This window comes from Edaphosphingomonas laterariae (genome assembly GCF_900188165.1).
Lineage (GTDB): Bacteria > Pseudomonadota > Alphaproteobacteria > Sphingomonadales > Sphingomonadaceae > Sphingomonas_E > Sphingomonas_E laterariae.
The window spans coordinates 155,030-170,917 of the sequence record NZ_FZOS01000006.1 but is presented as its reverse complement, the minus strand read 5'-3'; the positions used below and the strand labels follow the sequence as shown (position 1 = coordinate 170,917).

19 protein-coding genes are annotated in these 15,888 nt (G+C 66.4%); 13 read left to right on the top strand and 6 right to left on the bottom strand.

Going from position 1 to position 15,888, the window contains the following annotated elements:
- Window positions 1-10: 10 nt before the first annotated feature.
- Together CHB74_RS21950 and CHB74_RS07995 are read left to right on the top strand one after the other, a co-directional pair.
- Window positions 11-148, top strand: a complete 138-nt coding sequence (locus CHB74_RS21950) for a hypothetical protein (RefSeq protein ID WP_179220763.1) — start codon at window positions 11-13, stop codon at window positions 146-148.
- Between the two features lie 39 nt (window positions 149-187).
- Window positions 188-817 carry a sigma-70 family RNA polymerase sigma factor gene (locus CHB74_RS07995; protein WP_089219096.1) on the top strand — a complete coding sequence of 210 codons (630 nt, stop codon included), beginning with the start codon at window positions 188-190 and terminating at the stop codon, window positions 815-817.
- Window positions 818-868: 51 nt separating this feature from the next.
- Here CHB74_RS07995 and CHB74_RS21945 read toward each other — a convergent pair whose 3' ends face one another.
- Window positions 869-1,006: a hypothetical protein gene (locus tag CHB74_RS21945; RefSeq protein ID WP_179220762.1), complete on the bottom strand. Its 138-nt coding sequence runs from the start codon at window positions 1,004-1,006 to the stop codon at window positions 869-871.
- A gap of 115 nt (window positions 1,007-1,121) precedes the next feature.
- Between CHB74_RS21945 and CHB74_RS07990 the strand changes: the two genes are divergently transcribed.
- The 6 genes from CHB74_RS07990 to xth all read left to right on the top strand — a co-directional run bounded on the left by CHB74_RS07990 (window position 1,122) and on the right by xth (window position 7,596).
- Window positions 1,122-3,791 carry a bifunctional [glutamine synthetase] adenylyltransferase/[glutamine synthetase]-adenylyl-L-tyrosine phosphorylase gene (locus tag CHB74_RS07990; protein ID WP_245842729.1) on the top strand — a complete coding sequence of 890 codons (2,670 nt, stop codon included), beginning with the start codon at window positions 1,122-1,124 and terminating at the stop codon, window positions 3,789-3,791.
- Window positions 3,792-3,808: 17 nt separating this feature from the next.
- Window positions 3,809-4,270: a peroxiredoxin gene (locus CHB74_RS07985; RefSeq protein WP_089219124.1), complete on the top strand. Its 462-nt coding sequence runs from the start codon at window positions 3,809-3,811 to the stop codon at window positions 4,268-4,270.
- The gene (locus CHB74_RS07980) at window positions 4,267-5,118 is read left to right on the top strand and encodes a ferritin-like domain-containing protein (protein ID WP_089219094.1); all 852 of its coding nucleotides are present in this window, start codon (window positions 4,267-4,269) and stop codon (window positions 5,116-5,118) included. Before CHB74_RS07985 ends, CHB74_RS07980 begins: the two co-directional genes overlap by 4 nt.
- An 87-nt stretch (window positions 5,119-5,205) precedes the next feature.
- Window positions 5,206-6,351, top strand: coding sequence for a M23 family metallopeptidase (locus CHB74_RS07975; protein WP_089219093.1), 1,146 nt, complete (start codon window positions 5,206-5,208; stop codon window positions 6,349-6,351).
- Window positions 6,352-6,443: 92 nt separating this feature from the next.
- A complete protein-coding gene (gene erpA, locus CHB74_RS07970) occupies window positions 6,444-6,779 on the top strand; it encodes an iron-sulfur cluster insertion protein ErpA (protein WP_089219092.1) in 336 nt (111 codons plus the stop codon).
- Window positions 6,780-6,819: 40 nt separating this feature from the next.
- Window positions 6,820-7,596, top strand: coding sequence for an exodeoxyribonuclease III (gene xth / locus CHB74_RS07965; RefSeq protein WP_089219091.1), 777 nt, complete (start codon window positions 6,820-6,822; stop codon window positions 7,594-7,596).
- An 18-nt stretch (window positions 7,597-7,614) separates the two neighbouring features.
- On the opposite strand, the gene CHB74_RS07960 is transcribed toward xth, so the two are convergent.
- Window positions 7,615-8,217 carry a peptidylprolyl isomerase gene (locus tag CHB74_RS07960; protein ID WP_089219090.1) on the bottom strand — a complete coding sequence of 201 codons (603 nt, stop codon included), beginning with the start codon at window positions 8,215-8,217 and terminating at the stop codon, window positions 7,615-7,617.
- 151 nt (window positions 8,218-8,368) lie between these two features.
- On the opposite strand from CHB74_RS07960, the gene CHB74_RS07955 reads away from it, so the two are divergent.
- The 3 genes from CHB74_RS07955 to CHB74_RS07945 all read left to right on the top strand — a co-directional run bounded on the left by CHB74_RS07955 (window position 8,369) and on the right by CHB74_RS07945 (window position 10,491).
- Window positions 8,369-8,794 (top strand): EF-hand domain-containing protein, encoded by a 426-nt coding sequence (locus CHB74_RS07955; protein WP_089219089.1) that lies wholly within the window; start codon window positions 8,369-8,371, stop codon window positions 8,792-8,794.
- Window positions 8,795-8,902: 108 nt separating this feature from the next.
- The gene (locus CHB74_RS07950) at window positions 8,903-9,451 is read left to right on the top strand and encodes a DUF4136 domain-containing protein (RefSeq protein ID WP_089219088.1); all 549 of its coding nucleotides are present in this window, start codon (window positions 8,903-8,905) and stop codon (window positions 9,449-9,451) included.
- Window positions 9,452-9,576: 125 nt separating this feature from the next.
- Complete coding sequence (locus CHB74_RS07945; RefSeq protein WP_089219123.1) at window positions 9,577-10,491, top strand: formylglycine-generating enzyme family protein; 915 nt, start codon at window positions 9,577-9,579, stop codon at window positions 10,489-10,491.
- A 110-nt stretch (window positions 10,492-10,601) separates the two neighbouring features.
- Here the strand turns inward: CHB74_RS07945 and CHB74_RS07940 are convergent, their stop codons facing one another.
- Window positions 10,602-11,471: a bile acid:sodium symporter family protein gene (locus CHB74_RS07940; protein ID WP_089219122.1), complete on the bottom strand. Its 870-nt coding sequence runs from the start codon at window positions 11,469-11,471 to the stop codon at window positions 10,602-10,604.
- A 389-nt stretch (window positions 11,472-11,860) separates the two neighbouring features.
- Between CHB74_RS07940 and CHB74_RS07935 the strand changes: the two genes are divergently transcribed.
- Window positions 11,861-12,508 (top strand): response regulator, encoded by a 648-nt coding sequence (locus CHB74_RS07935; RefSeq protein WP_089219087.1) that lies wholly within the window; start codon window positions 11,861-11,863, stop codon window positions 12,506-12,508.
- 53 nt (window positions 12,509-12,561) lie between these two features.
- Here CHB74_RS07935 and CHB74_RS07930 read toward each other — a convergent pair whose 3' ends face one another.
- Complete coding sequence (locus CHB74_RS07930; protein WP_218821402.1) at window positions 12,562-13,785, bottom strand: sensor histidine kinase; 1,224 nt, start codon at window positions 13,783-13,785, stop codon at window positions 12,562-12,564.
- 307 nt (window positions 13,786-14,092) lie between these two features.
- Here CHB74_RS07930 and CHB74_RS07925 point away from each other — a divergent pair, with 307 nt between their 5' ends.
- The gene (locus CHB74_RS07925) at window positions 14,093-14,461 is read left to right on the top strand and encodes a DUF1622 domain-containing protein (RefSeq protein WP_089219085.1); all 369 of its coding nucleotides are present in this window, start codon (window positions 14,093-14,095) and stop codon (window positions 14,459-14,461) included.
- A gap of 62 nt (window positions 14,462-14,523) precedes the next feature.
- Here CHB74_RS07925 and CHB74_RS07920 read toward each other — a convergent pair whose 3' ends face one another.
- Entirely contained in the window at window positions 14,524-15,459 is a 936-nt protein-coding gene (locus tag CHB74_RS07920; RefSeq protein ID WP_089219084.1) for a TIGR03619 family F420-dependent LLM class oxidoreductase, read from the bottom strand.
- Complete coding sequence (locus CHB74_RS07915; RefSeq protein ID WP_089219083.1) at window positions 15,456-15,827, bottom strand: nuclear transport factor 2 family protein; 372 nt, start codon at window positions 15,825-15,827, stop codon at window positions 15,456-15,458. The genes CHB74_RS07920 and CHB74_RS07915 overlap by 4 nt, the downstream gene beginning before the upstream one ends.
- Window positions 15,828-15,888 lie beyond the last annotated feature (61 nt).

Here is a 15,888-nt window from a genome sequence, read left to right as displayed (position 1 = left end):
AGAGGGTCCGATGGCCGAAGAACAGATCCACGTTACCAAGACGGAGGCGCGCGCCGGGGTTACGCCCCATGTCGTGCGCTACGTGCTGGCCATCTCCTTGTTGCTCGTCGTGCTCGCCTTTGCCTTCGTGCTGGGCCTGTTCGGCTGAACGTGGGTGTCCGCCAAACTCCTCTGACGGGAATCCCGAATGATCGATGAAGAACGGGCAGCGACGGATAGCGAACAGCCGTCGGTGCCGCTTTCGGACGAAGCCTTCAAGACCGAGCTTGCCAGCGTCATCCCGCATCTGCGCGCCTTCGGGCGATCGCTGTCGGGCAATCGCGATCTGGCGGACGATCTTGTGCAGGAAACGCTGATGAAGGCCTGGGCCGCGCGCCAGCGCTTCCAGGCCGGCACGAACATGCGCGCATGGACCTTCATCATCCTGCGCAACCTGTTCCTCTCGCAAATGCGCCGCGCCCGCTTCAAGGGCGAATGGGATGAGATCACGGCGGCCCGCGTGCTCGCCGCGCCGGCCAGCCAGGATCGCCATGTCGAGTTGGGCGATCTCCAGCGCGCGCTTCTCCATCTGCCGCAGCCCCAGCGCGAGGCGCTGATCCTCGTCGGCGCGGGCGGCTTCGCTTATGAGGAAGCGGCGGAAATCTGCGGCTGCGCGGTCGGCACGATCAAGAGCCGTGTCGCCCGCGGCCGCGTCGCGCTGGAACAATTGCTCAACGACGGCAAGCTGCCGTCGCGCCGTGGCCACGACAATCCCGGCGGCCAGACCGCGCTGCAGGCGATCATGAGCGAAGTGGAAGATCTCAGCCGCGAACGGTGATCGCGGCTGCCTTTTCTCCCGATCTGTCGATTCTTGTCGGTCCCGCCCGCCTTAATCCAGCTTGTCGATCAACGCCCACCAATCGGCGGGCACGCCCTGATCGGGCGGCAGATAGGCGCGACGCAGCGCATCCCCCACGCCCTGATACACTTTCGGCGCCGTCACATATTCGGGTGCTGCGGGTTGCACCGTTCCTCTCGCTCCATGATTGTGGCGTGGCAGTTCCATGACCATCTGAACGCGCGCCTCGTCCGGAGGTTGCGCGAAACTTGATAGTGACGGCGGCCGGGCTATGCAGGCTGACATGAAAACCACAGCGCCCATCGCGATTGACCGCGCCCTGGCCCATGCACCCTTCTTGCGCCGCGCTGCCGAGCAGCGGCCGGAGATCGTGGAGCGTATCGCCGATCAGGATGTGGCCGGCGCGCTGGCGCTGTGCGCGCCCACCGACGATGCCGATGTAGGCCGTGCGCTCCGGCGCGAACGGCAGGGGCTGTCGCTGGCGGTGGCGCTGGCCGATCTGGCCGGGCTGATGCCGTTCGAGCAGGTGGTGGCCACCCTGTCCGATTTCGCCGATCGCGCGCTCGATCGCGCCATCGCGGCGGCGATCGAGGAACGGACGCCGGGCGAAAAGCCGCAGGGCTTCGCCGTGCTCGGGCTGGGCAAGCATGGCAGCCGCGAGCTCAATTATTCGTCGGATATCGATCCGATCCTGATCTTCGATCCGCAGACGCTGCCGCGCCGGGAACGTGATGAGCCGATCGAGGCGGCGGTGCGGATCGGCAAGCGCGTCGTCGAACTGCTCCAGCATCGCGATGCGGCGGGCTATGTGTTTCGCGTCGATTTGCGCCTGCGCCCCTCGCCGGAAGCGACGCCGATCGTGCTGCCGGTCGAAGCGGCGATTTCCTATTATGAATCGAGCGCGCTGCCGTGGGAACGCGCCGCCTTCATCCGTGCACGGGCGGCGGCGGGCGATATCGCGCTCGGCGAATATTTCCTGTCGGCGATCCGCCCCTTCGTGTGGCGGCGCGCGCTCGATTATGGCGCGCTGCGCGAAATCCGCTCGCTCACCCGGCGCATCCGCGATCATCATTCACAAGGGCAGAGCTTCGGCCCCGGCTTCGATCTCAAGCGCGGTCGCGGCGGCATTCGCGAGATCGAGTTCTTCGCCCAGATCCACCAGCTGATCCATGGCGGGCGTGAACCTGCGCTCCGCGCGCCGGCGACGCTGGATGCGCTGGCCGCGCTCGCCGCGGCGGGGCGGATCGATCCGGCCGAGGCCGAGACGCTGGCGGCGGCCTATCGGCTGGAACGGACGATCGAACACCGCCTCCAGATGGTGGAGGACCAACAGACGCACAGCCTGCCCCGCCAGGCCGAGGCGCTCGACAATGTCGCCCAGCTCCACGGCGTTGCCGACGGCGCGGCGCTGCTCGATCTGCTGCGGCCAACCGTGGATGCGGTGGGCCGCATCTATGACGGGCTTGATGAAGGGCGTGCGGAAGGGCTGTCGCACGATGCGGCTCGCGTCGAAGCAGCGCTTGCCGATGCCGGGTTCGCCGATCCCGCATCGGCCCGCGCGCGGATCGAGGCATGGCGGTCGGGCGGATCGCGCGCGCTGCGTTCGCCCGCCGCGCGCGAGGCGCTGGAAGCGGTGCTGCCCGGCCTTGTCGCGGCGCTGGGCCATGCGCCCGATGCCAATGCCGCGCTCAACCGCTTCGACGATATCGTGTCACGCCTGCCGAGCGCGGTGCCGCTGTTCCGCCTGCTCGAAGCGCGCCCGGCGCTCGCCCGGATGGTGGCCGATGTCCTCGTCCACGCGCCCACGCTGGCCGATGCGCTGGGGCGGCGGCCGACATTGCTCGACGGGTTGATCGACGCCAGCGCCTTCAATCCGCCCCCCGACGTGCCGGCTTTGGCGGCCGAGATCGGCCGGCGCGAGGCGGACGACGATTATCAGATGCTGCTCGATCGCGCCCGCCAGCGGGTTGGCGAAAAGCGGTTCGCACTGGGCGTGCAACTGATCGAACGGGTCAGCGATCCGCTCGACGTCGCGGCGGGCTATGCGCGCGTCGCCGAAGCGGCGCTGGTCGCGCTGGTCGATGCTACCGTGGCCGAATTCGAAGCCGCGCATGGCCGTGTGCCGGGCGAAGGGCTCGTCATTCTCGCGCTCGGCCGGCTTGGTGGCGCGGCGCTGACGCACGCGTCCGACCTCGATCTCATCTATCTGTTCGATGGCGATCATCTGGCGGAATCGGACGGGCCGAAGCCGCTCGGCGCCACGCAATATTATAACCGCCTTGCCCAGCGCGTGACGGCGGCGTTGAGCGTGCCCACCGCGTCCGGCCCGCTTTACGAGGTCGATACCCGGCTGCGCCCGTCGGGGGCGCAGGGCCTGCTCGCCGTGTCGATGGACAGTTTCGCCCAATATCAGCGCGACAGCGCCTGGACCTGGGAACATATGGCGCTATGCCGCGCCCGGCCGGTTTATGGACGGCCGCAAGCGCGCGCCGCCGCGGCCGCGATTATCGAGGAGACGCTGCGCCGTCCGCGCGATCCGGCGGCCCTGCTGGCCGATGCGGTGAAGATGCGCGGCGACATGGCGAAGCATAAGCCGCCATCGGGGCCGTTCGACGTCAAGCTGATCGATGGCGGCCTGGTCGATTGCGAGTTCACCGTCCACGTCCAGCAATTGCGCAACGCCACCGCTTTCGACCCCCGTCTGCGCGAAGCGATCCGCATGCTCGCCGATGACGGGCTGGTGTCGCCCGCGCTTGGTGATGCCTATGCGCTGCTCGCGCGGATGCTGGTAACGTTCCGGCTGGTTTCGCCGCAAGGCGGGGAGCCGCTGCCGGTATCCCGCGCGCTGGTGGCCGAAGCCTGCGGCCAGCCCGATTGGGACGCGCTGCTCGCCGCCTATGAAACCGCCCGTGCCACCGTCCGTGCCGAATGGGCGCGGGTGTCGGCGGCCTGATCTCAAGGAGAATGACCATGCTCAACCCCGGCGACAAGGCGCCCGACGTGACTTTGCAGATGGCCGACGGCAGCCTGAAGCCGCTGGCCGAACTCGCCCGGCCGCTGGTGCTGTATTTCTACCCCAAGGACGATACCAGCGGCTGCACTACCGAGGCGCTGGATTTCACCGCGCTGGCGGGCGATTTCGCGGCGGCGGGCGTCGGCATCCTCGGCGTGTCGAAGGACAAGCCGGCCAAGCACCAGAAGTTCATCGCCAAGCATGACCTGAAGGTCGATCTGGCGACCGACGCCGATGACAGCGTGTGCGAAGCGTTCGGCACCTGGGTCGAAAAGTCGATGTACGGCCGCAAATATATGGGCATCGAACGCGCGACCTTCCTGATCGGCAAGGACGGCACGATCGCGCGGATCTGGCGCAAGGTGAAGGTGTCCGGCCACGCGGCCGAGGTGCTGGAGGCCGCCAAGTCGCTCGCATGACGGTTATTGCCGAAGGCGCCAATGTTGCCGATGCCGTTCGCGCCGTGCTGCTGACGGCCGATCCCCGCGCCAAGGTGAAGGCGGCGCGCGCGGCGGCGCGGGATTGGCGGCTGGGCGGGCTCGCCCACGCCTTTCCGGTGGCGATGCCCGCACAGCCCTTGCGCGGGCCGCGGCCGGAGCTGCTGCCGCCGTCGCGCATGCCCAAAAGGGGCAGGGCGGGCAGCCTGCGCGCGCGCATCGCCATGCTCCACGCGCTCGCCCATATCGAACATAGCGCGATCGACCTCGCGGCGGACATTATCGGCCGTTTCGGCCACCTCTTCCCACGCGCCTTCGTCGATGATTGGATGCGTGTTCTGGCCGAGGAGGCGATGCATTTCGCGCTCGTCGCGCGGCGGCTGCGCGCGCTCGGCGCGGCTTATGGCGATCTGCCCGCGCATGACGGCTTGTGGGAAGCGGCCGAGGTGACGGCGCATGATCCGCTGGCCCGGCTGGCGATCGTGCCGATGGTGCTGGAAGCGCGTGGGCTGGATGTCACGCCGGCGATGATCGATCGCTTTGCCGCTGTCGGCGACATGGCGTCGGCGCGCATCCTGCAGCGCATTTTCGACGATGAAATCGGCCATGTCGCCACCGGCGTGCGCTGGTTCGAATCCAGTTGCCGGGTGCAGGGATTCGCCGCACCCGCGCAATGGCAGATGCTTGTCGACACGCATTTCAGGGGGGCGCTTAAGCCTCCGTTCAACGACTCGGCGCGCGACTCAGCCGGATTAACTCAGGATTTCTACCTAGCCCTTGCCGAACGCGATTCGGTTTTCCAGAAAGCCAAAAGCACCATAGCGGGATGAGCGCCCGCTATAGGTAAGCATCAGTAAATCAGGCTCCTCGGGTCGTACTTCCGGAGAGTTCCGCCCACCAGGTCGCCGGGGGAATGAATGTCAGTTGCCGTGCATCCGCTTAACGCGGGTCTGTTTGGAAGGTTCCGGGGCGCGCTTCGCCCCCGTGATCTCTTCTTCCACGACGGATCGAGCCTGCGCCGGATTCGGCTCTGCACCCGCCGGCAGCTTGCCCTGATCGCCGCCACCGTCGCCCTGCTCGGCTGGGCGGTTTTCGCCACCGTGCAGGCCTTCACCGCCACGCCGACCCGTCAGGTCGCGCAGATGGAAAAGAAGGTCGCCGCGATGAAGGCGGAATATGCCGCGATGAAGCGCGACGCGCTGGCGCAGGCGGCGCGTATCGAACAGCGCCAGGCATTCCTGTCGGCGCTGGTCGAAGGCACGGCCGATGCCAAGACGCTGGCCGCGATGGTTCCGGGCGACATGCCGGAATCCCCGGCCACCGCGCTGACCGCGCCTTATGCGCGCCTCGCGGCGAAGCAGGACGCGCTGGCCGGCAAGGCGCTGGCCGCGACCGAAGAACGCTATCGCACCACCACCGCCGCGCTCCGCAAGCTCGGCATCGATGCCCGCCGCTTCCAGCGCGGTGGCGCCCAGCTTGGCATGGGCGGCCCGTATGAGCCGGTGACCAAGGCCAATACCGACGATGCCGATCCGCAGTTCCGCGCCCTCTTCCTGTCGTGGAAGAAGATGGACTCGCTGGAACGCGAAGTGATCTCGGTGCCGTCGGCCCGCCCGGTGCCCGCCAAGCATATCTCTTTCACCAGCGGCTATGGCGTCCGTTCGGATCCGTTCCGTGGCAGCGCCGCGATGCACGCCGGCATCGATCTCGCGGGCCCGGTCGGCACGCCGATCTATGCGACGGCGGACGGCATGGTCGGCCGCGCCCAGTGGGCCAACGGCTATGGCAATCTTGTCGAACTGAACCACGGCAAGGGCATCCAGACCCGCTATGGCCACCTGTCGAAGATCCTCGTCTCGGCCGGCCAGCGCGTGAAGCGCGGCGATCTGATCGCCAAGATGGGCTCCACCGGCCGTTCGACCGGCAGCCACCTCCATTATGAAGTGCGCCTCGATGGCCGCGCGGTTAACCCGATCCCCTTCCTGCAGTCGACCGATTATCTGCTCGCCGTGCAGAACCGCGCCAATGCGCAGGTCGCGCTGGGTGGCCCGGACACCAACTGAGTTTCCAGCATTTTGAGATCCCGAAAGCGGGAGAGGAGAGGGGCCGTCGGCAAGCAGTTGCCGGCGGCCCTTTTCATTCCTATCTGGTGGATATGAGCGAAGCCGCCACCGTCGATATCACCCCCGCCGCCGCCGCGCGCGTCGCGGCGATCGCCGCACGCCAGGGCAAGCCCGCGATTCTCCGCCTCGCCGTCGATGGCGGCGGCTGCGCGGGGTTCCAATATCGCTTCGGCCTCTCCGATGTCGTCGAGCCGGATGACATGGTGAAGGAACGGGACGGCGCGACGCTGGTGGTCGATCCGATGAGCCTCGACCTGCTGGCCGGCAGCGCGGTGGATTATGTCGAATCGTTGGGCGGCGCGGCGTTCCAGGTCACCAATCCCAATGCGGCCTCGGGCTGCGGCTGCGGTTCCAGTTTTTCGGTCTGATCCGTTTCCACCGGGCGGTTGACCCTCTAAGGTCGCGCGCATGAAGATCGCGACGTTCAACATCAACGGCATCAAGGCCCGTCTGCCCCGGCTCATCGAATGGCTGGAGGAGACGCAGCCCGACGTCGCCTGCCTGCAGGAACTCAAGACTTCGGACGAAACTTTCCCAGAGGCCGATATCCGCGCCGCCGGTTATGGCGCGATCTGGCATGGGCAAAAGGGGTTCAACGGCGTCGCCATCCTCGCCCGTGGCACCGATCCGGTCGAACGCCGGCGCGGGCTGCCCGACGATCCCGATCCCGCGCACAGCCGCTATCTCGAAGCCGATGTGAACGGCATCACCATCGCGTCGATCTATCTGCCCAATGGTAATCCGGTGCCCGGCCCCAAATTCGATTACAAGCTCGCCTGGATGGAGCAGCTTCGGCTGCATGCCGCCGGTTTGTTCGCCAGCGAACGCCCGGTGGTGCTGGCGGGCGACTATAACGTCATCCCGACCGATCATAAGGACGATGTCTTCTCGCCGACCGCGATGGCGGCCGATGCGCTGACCAAGCCGGAAAGCCGCGCCGCCTTCCGCCGCATCGTCCATCAGGGTTGGACGGATGCGCTCCGCGCGCGGCATCCGGCCGGCCAGCTTTATACCTTCTGGGATTATCAGGCCGGCGCCTGGCCGCGCGACGCGGGGTTCCGCATCGATCACCTGCTGCTCAGCCCGCTCGCGGCGGATCGGCTGGTCGATGCCGGCGTCGACAAGGACTATCGCGGGCGCGAAAAGGCCAGCGATCACGCGCCGACCTGGATCACACTGAAATAAGCCGGCGTGGGGGCGGCGCTATCGCCCCACCCGCCGCGCGGTGATGATCCGGGGCTTGTCGATGATCGACTGGCCCATCGTCGTCCGCGAATAGCCGCCCGGATAGGTCGGCTTGGCGAGGATCTTGCGCACCACGGGCATGCCGCTCACGACATGGCCGAAGGCCGCATAGCCGACATAGCTGCCTTTGGCGTCCAGCGTTGCGGCCGGCCCCACGGTGATGAAGAATTCGCCCATCGCCGTGCCGGGCGCGTTGCGCGCCATGGATAGCGTGCCGTCGACATGCTTCAGCCCGGTCTTGGACGTCGGTTCATGCGCGATCGGGTTGAAGGCGCGGGTCATCCGCCGGTCGATGCCGCCCTGGATCAGCCCGTTGCCCGATCCGTTGCTGGCGCGCGCGGCACGATAGAAGGTCGTGTCGTCGAACCGCCCGGAATCGACATAGCGCAGGAAATTGGCGGCGGTGATCGGCGCCTTCTTCGTTTCGACCGCCACCACGATCGGCCCCTCGCTGGTCTGCAGCCGGACGAGCACCTGCCCGGGCGCGGGCGGCGCGGCGGCGGGGAGGGCCGGCAGGCAGAGGGCGAGGAAGGCGAGGCGGGTCAGGAAACGCGGAATCATCCCGGCCTTCCTAGCGCAATTGGCGGTGGTTGCGCCAATTCCTGCCGAGGATGCGGCGGATGGGCCGCCTGTCGGGGCAAATCCCGATGGCGATTGCACCGCGCCGGCCGGCACATTGGCGGTGACGTTCGGTCGCAAAGGAGTAGCGAGGATGCGGCTCGCGAAGATTTTCGGAGGCGGTTTGCTGGTGGTGGCGCTGGCCTTTCCCGCCGGTGCGCAACGGCCGGGGCGCGATCCCGCCGCCGCCTTTGCCGCAGCCGATGCGAATGGCGATGGCAGCATCAGCCGCACCGAATATGCCGCGGCGCGCGAGGCGCGTTTCGCGCGGATGGACCGCAATGGCGACGGCGCGGTCAGCCGTGACGATTTTCCGCGCGCGGGCCAGCGTCCACAGGCCGCCGCGCGGCTGGACGAGCTGATCGCGGAGGCCGATGGCGATCATGATGGCCGGGTGACGAAGGCGGAACTGGCTGAGGCGCCGATACCCTTGTTCGAGCGGCTTGACACGAATCGCGACGGCGCGGTGAGCCAGAGCGAACTGGCCGCGCTTCGGGAGGAAGCGGGGCGCCGGCGCTGAACCCCGGGCATGGCGGGATTTTCGCATGCTCCCGGGGTTTACCCCGATAGGTGCGCGCGCGGTTCTTCACGATAGTCGGCCGGTAAGGCATCCTTGGGGAGACGGGCGATGGCCAGGCGCGCGACGATGGTTTGGGGCATGCTGTTGCTGGCGGGGTGCAGTTCCACACCGCGCGTCAACATGGATGCCGATCCGTCGGTCAATTTCAGCGGCTACCGTACCTATACCTGGATCTATTCGGGCGTGCCGGCAGGGATGAACGCGTTGCTGTTCCAGCGCGTCAAGGCGTCGATCGATCGCGGGCTGGCGGCGCGTTCCTTCACCCAGGCCACGCCCGGCGATTTCGCCATCGCCTTCACGCTGGGGCGTCGCGATCGCGTGGAGGTGAACGATTACGGGCCCTACGGCCCTTATTATCCCGGCTGGGGTGCCGGTTATCGCTATGGCTGGGCCTATCCCTACAATAATGTCGACGTCCGCAACGTCACCGATGGCACTTTGGCTGTCGATATCTATGATGTGAAGACGAAGAAGCCGATCTGGCATGCCGTCGCCACCCAGCAGATCACGCCGGGCCAGGTGGATCAGGCCAAGATCGACGCCGCGGTGGATGCGGTGCTGGCCAAGTTCCCGCCACCCCTGCCGGGCAGCAAGTGACGGCGGGCGTGGAACGGCAAGAGGATGATGTGATGGCGCAATCGGCCCAGGCGATTGAAACAGCTGGCGAAGCAACCGGCGAACCGGCGGGTAAGCCGGCAGGCGATCCCGCGCCGCGCGAAGGCATGGTCTGGATCCCCGGCGGCCGGTTCCAGATGGGATCGGACCACCATTATCCCGAGGAAGCGCCTGTCCACCGCGTCGATGTCGATGGCTTCTATATCGATAGCCATCCCGTCACCAATCGCCAGTTCCGCCGCTTCGTGGAGGAAACCGGTCACGTCACCTTCGCGGAGATTCCGCCCAATCCGGCGGATTATCCCAATGCCTTGCCTGAGATGCTCTACGCCGGCTCGCTGGTTTTCTCGAAACCGCGCCATGCGGTCGAGACGCGGGACTGGAGCCAGTGGTGGCGTTTCGTCAAAGGCGCCGACTGGCGGCACCCTTATGGCCGCGCCAAGGCGAAAAGCGCGTTGCCCGATCATCCCGTCGTCCACATCACGCTGTCCGACGCGCTGGCTTATGCGCAATGGGCGGGCAAGGAATTGCCGACCGAGGCCGAGTGGGAATTTGCCGCGCGCGGCGGGCTGGATGGCGCCGAATTCGCCTGGGGGGATGAACTGACGCCGGGCGGCCGCCACATGGCCAACACCTGGCAGGGGCAGTTCCCCCACGAAAACCTGGTTGCAGATGGCTATCAGGGCACGTCGCCGGTCAACGCCTTCCCGCCCAATGGCTATGGCGTCTACGACATGATCGGCAATGTCTGGGAATGGACGACCGACTGGTTCACCGAAAAGCATGAGGCGGATGCCGGCAAGCCATGCTGCATCCCGCGCAACCCGCGCGGCGGGGCGGAGGAGACCAGTTACGACCATTGCCAGCCCGAGGTGCGCATTCCGCGCAGGGTGCTGAAGGGCGGATCGCATCTGTGCGCGCCCAATTATTGCCGGCGCTACCGCCCGGCGGCGCGCCATGCCCAGCCGGTCGATTCCTCATCCAACCATATCGGCTTCCGCTGCATCTCGCGTATCGGCTGACGCTGGCAAAAGGCGCGGGGTCAGCGGCACGGGGTCAGGGGCGCGGGGTCAGCGGCACAGGGGCCGGGGGTGCGGGGTGGCGGCGCTGGTCTCGCCGCCACCCCGCCCGGTCATTCCGCCGCGCTCTCATGGGCGGCGGCGCGCCGGTTGACGAAGATCTGATAGGGTATCTGCACGATCAGCCCGACGATCAGGGTCAGCAGCACGGCGGCGGACACCTTCTTGTCGACCAGATTGGCACCGGCGAGCGCGAGCGCGATGCCCGGATGGCGTGTCGCGGCGGTGAAGGCCAGGATCGGGCGATCCTCGAAGCGCGGGCCGCCGAGCGCATGGCCGCAAAGCAGCACCAGCGCGATGATGATCGCGATCGCGATCACCGCCCCGTCACGCACCAGCGCCATGATGTCCGACCAGAGCGGAATGATGAGCGCGATGAAGGCCAGCGAGACGCAGATCGCCGCGATCGTGGAGATGATCGGCGCATATTTGTGGGCGATCTTCGGCATCAGCCAGCGGCCCAGCACGATGCCGATCGCCAGCGGCACGACGACGCCGATCAGAACATTCTTGGCCAGCACGGACAGCGGGAAAATGGCGTCCACGCCATAATAATGGCTCAGAATTTCGCCCAGCAGCGGCACCGTGACGATCGAACAGATCGCCATGGCGGCATAGATGCCATAGGCATATTCGGTGCGGCCGCCATATTTGATGTCCTTGTTCGGCAGTACCGGCGGCACGGGCGATATCGCCATCAGCAATATGCCTGCCTTCACCGCCGGCAGCAGCGGAAAGAAGCTGGTGACGATCACCGCGATCAGCGGCGGCAGAATATTCACTGCCAGCATCGCCTTGCCCAGCAGGGGCGGGCGCTTGAGCACATAAGCGAAATCGCCGCGCCACGATGCCATGCCGACCGAAATCAGCAGCAGCATGATGCTTCCCGTCAGCAGGAGGGGAATCAGGGTTTTCAGATCCATCGCGGTTGCGCCTCCTTCATCCTGCCATTCATGGCTGAACCGCAGGCCCGTGGGCATCGGGTAAAGCCCGCATAGGGCGACGGAACATTACGGACCGGCATCAACCGGCCGGGGGCGGCTGCGCCAACCTGTCCGGCCATGGCGGCTACACCATAGCAATCGGCAAAATCGGGGATAATCCCTATGGTGATTGCCGCGCAGTCGTTAGACCATGGTGCAAGAGGGCAACGACAGGGATCGCGCACAATGCAAGCGATGCTAACAGCTTCACCAGCCTGTGCCGGCGATTGCGGGCAGCGGCGCGCGGATGATCGAATCGTCGATCGCCTGGTGGGCTCCCATCCCTCCGACCCCATTGATGTCGCCGTCCTGCGCCGATCGGAGAAGTGATGCCCAGTCCCACGCGCCGCGTTCTGATCGCCGACGACCATGATGTCATCCGCCGGGGTGTGCGCACGCTGCTGGAATCGCGGCCCCATCACCAGATCGTCGCCGAAGCGGCGAATCGCCGGGAGGCGCTGGAACTCGCCCGCGCCACCGCGCCCGACATCGCCGTGATCGATTATTCGCTGCCCGAACTGAACGGGCTCGATCTCACCGTCGCGCTGAAGGCGGCGCTGCCGCGGATCGAAATCCTGATCTATACGATGCACGATCGCGAGGATCTGATCCTCGAAGTGCTGCGCGCCGGCGCGCGCGGCTATGTGCTGAAATCCGATTCTGAAAAGCATCTGTTCGGTGCGATCGACGCGCTGTCGATCCACCGACCCTATTTCTCGGACGCGATTTCGGAAACCTTGCTCGATCGTTTCCTCGAAACCACGTCCGGCGGCAGCTCGACGACGCTCACCCATCGCGAGCGCGAGGTCGTGCAGCTCATCGCCGAGGGCAAGATCAACAAGGAAATCGGCCATATCCTGAACATCAGCGTCAAGACGGTGGAGACCCATCGGGCGTCGTCGATGCACAAGCTGAAGCTGAAGACGACCGCCGAACTGGTGCGCTATGCCGTAAGGAATAATATCATCGAGGCGTGATCCGCAGGCCGGATGGCCGGCGGCAATGGGCCGTCCTTATCCGACGGCCGCCCTTATTCGACGATCTTCAGGCCATGCGCATGGCCGATCTGCTTGCAGGGCACTGTCGCCGTCACCGATGTGCCGCGCGTAAGCCGGCGGATCCGCAGCGCGCCGCCAAGTTCGGCCACGCGGGCGATCATGCCCGGCACGCCGACGCCCAGGCTGGGGGCTTCGTCGCCGCCGTCGAAGCCCACGCCATCGTCGCGGATCGAAAGGCGCAGGCCGCTGCCCTTCACCTCCAGCCGCACGCGCACCGCCTTGGCGAAGGCATGTTTGTGGACGTTGATCAGCGCCTCCTGCGCGACGCGATAGAGCGCCGTTTCCGCGTCGCAGGCGCACATGCTGGTCAGCGGCCCCACCGTATAGCTGATCGTCAGCCCCGTCCGCTTGGCGAAGCCGCGCAGCAATGCGCCCAGCGCATCGGCAAGCCCGGCTTCCTTAAGTTCCGGGGGATGGAACATGTAGGACATGCTGCGGATCTCGTCCTGCGCGCGGCCCAGCGCGTCGCTCATCTCGGCGACGATCCGTTCGGTGCCGCTGTCATGCGGCGCCTGCTTCAACTGCATCAGGCTCAGGCTGAGGACGACCAGATGCTGCGAGGTTGAATCGTGCAGTTCGCGGCCGATGCGCTGGCGCTCGCGTTCCTGCGCGTTCAATATCTGCGCGCTGAAGGTCTGCTGGTTGCGCCGCAGTTCCAGCAATTCGGTGATGTCGTAGCAGGCGGCCGTCGCGCACACGCGGTCGCCGATGCGGTAACGCGACACGCAGATCTGGAAATGGCGCCCGGCGGACAGCCCCCAGCCCGAAAATGGCTGCCAGAACTGGGTGCGCTTGCCGTCCTCCAGCGCACGCAGGCCGGCCAGGATCGACGCGGCATGGGCGTAGCCATCCTTCGCAAAGCCAGCGCAAATCTCGGAGAAATTGCTGCCGACGGCGGCAAATTGCCGATAATGGATATTGGCATCGCGCCAGGGTGCGTTGACCGCCGTAATGACCCAGTTTTCATCCATCAGGGCGATCTGTTCGGGCAGTCGATCGATCACTGCCTGCAAGCTGTCGTCACCGCCAAAATCGTGGGGGACAAGCAAATCGGGGCGAAACTGGAAGATGCCGCTCACCCGCGGATCGGACGAAATCTTGACGTCAAAGCCCCGGCAATCGAAATCGTGGCCGGGTTTGGGCTGTGTCCCGGCCATGGGCAGATATTGAGGATGGCTTTCATCCTGCAGCATCATCACCCCCTTAACGACTACTGAACAAGAACTGGCAACGCACGACCCTGAAAAACGATGCATGCTTTTTCGTCGATGGTGCGGATTATTTTCGACCCGGCAATCAGGGTAATTCCCTAGGGGCCTGAACAAATGTGGAACTTGTCGATCCTGACTTGGGTGAAACGGTATTTGCCATTCCTTCCATGATTTGCCCGCCATTGGCGGATTTCCGTGCCTTTCCTCGCGAATCCCGTCGCCGGCGCATCGGGAAAATGCCCGATGTGCGTGACAGTGGTTTGACCGCATGTAGGGGCAGGGAGGGCGCTGCATGGAAGAGCAGTTCCGGATCATCGCCAGTTTCGGCGCGCTGATGCTCGAAGCCGCGGTCGTGCTGATCGTCGCTTGCGGGGCGATCGAGGCGCTGACGCATATCGTGCGCTACTTCCTCCTCGGGGCCGGGTCGGCGCTCAGCCGTCGCGAATTATGGCTGCGCTTCGCCAGCTGGATTCTGCTCGCGCTGGAATTCGCCCTTGCGGCGGATGTCGTCCGCACGGCGATCGCGCCGACATGGGACGATATCGGCAAGCTCGCCGCCATCGCCACCGTCCGCACGCTGCTCAGTTTCTTCCTCGATCGCGATATCCAGTCGATGCGCCGTCAGGGAGAGGCGGCTTCGGACAAGGCGGGTTCAGCCTGATCCGCGCCTGATCCGCGCGCGCCGGAAGTGGCCGTGTCGGGAAATGAACATCGCGGCGGCAATCAGCCCCTGAGCGCGAGGATCGCGGCCAACGCCTCGGGCAGCGCATCGGCGCTGCGGCAGAACAGGCCCGGCGCGAATTCGAGATGGGTGGCGCCTGCCGCCAGATAATCGGCCGCAGAGCCGATCGTCGCGCCAAGATCGAAGCCCTCGGCGCCCAGCACGGGTTCGGGCATCACGCGGATGGCGAAGCCGGCGGGGTCGCGCCCGCGTGCGGCCAGCGCGGCGTGGATGCGCGCGCGGCCCTCGGCGATCCGCGCCAGCGCCTCAGCGCGGCCGATGTCGCGCGCGGCATCGCCCGATGGCAGGCCGAACCAGGGGGCCCAGCCGGCGCCATGTTCCGCGATCCGCGCCACATTGGCCGGCCCCGGCGCGATGCCGAACCAGATCGGCACGCCGCCCGGCTGGCGCGGGAAGGGCAGGCTGTAAAGGCCGTCGAACGCCACATGGCGGCCGGCGAAGCTGGCCGGCGCACTGGTCCACAAGGCCCGCATCGCGCGCACCTGTTCGTCCAGCAGCGCCGTTCGTCCGTCAAAGGGCACGCCGCACCCGTCATATTCGGCCTTCTGCCAGCCGGTGCCCAGCCCGATTTCCAGCCGCCCGCCGGAAAGCTGGTCGATCGTGGCGAGTTGCTTGGCCAGCAGCACGGCCGGGCGCAGCGGCGCGATCAGGATGCTGGTCGATAGCCGCGCGCGGCTCGTCACCGCCGCGACGGCGGATAGCAAGGCGACGGGTTCGTACCAGTCGGCGTCCACCGTCGATGGGTAGCGGCCATAGGGATAGCCGATGATCTCGCGTCCCATCGCGACATGCTCGGATACGGTCAGCTGGTCCGCGCCCGCAGCGTCGGCGGCGCGCGCGAAATCGAGCACGCCGCCGATACCCCCGGTCAGATGCTCGATCCCGGTCAGGCTGATCGTGATCCGCGCTCGGCTCATTCGGCCGCCGCTCCGGCAAAGGGGGCCATGTCGAAATAATCGAGCCAGCGCGCGACCAGCCCGTCCTTCAGCTTGAAACTGCCCATCACCGGCAGGGCCACGCGCCGGCCGCCATAATCGAAATGGTCCACCCGTTCGGTCAGCACGGTGCCGTCCTCGGCCTCGGCGATCGACAGGATTTCGAAATCGACGGTCTGGGCATCGCCCAGGAAGCCGCGGATGAACTGGGTGATCGCCGGGCGGCCCACCACCGGCTCCATCGGCACATTGTGGTAGAAGCAGTCCTCGGTCATCAGCGCGGCGATTTTCTCGGCATCGCGCGATGTCCAGGCCTCGCAAAAGGCGCGCACGGCGGGAATGTTGGTCATGGGCTCTCTCCTGAAAACGATGATGGAAATGAGGGGGGGGGGACGGCGCCGGGCCGCGCGG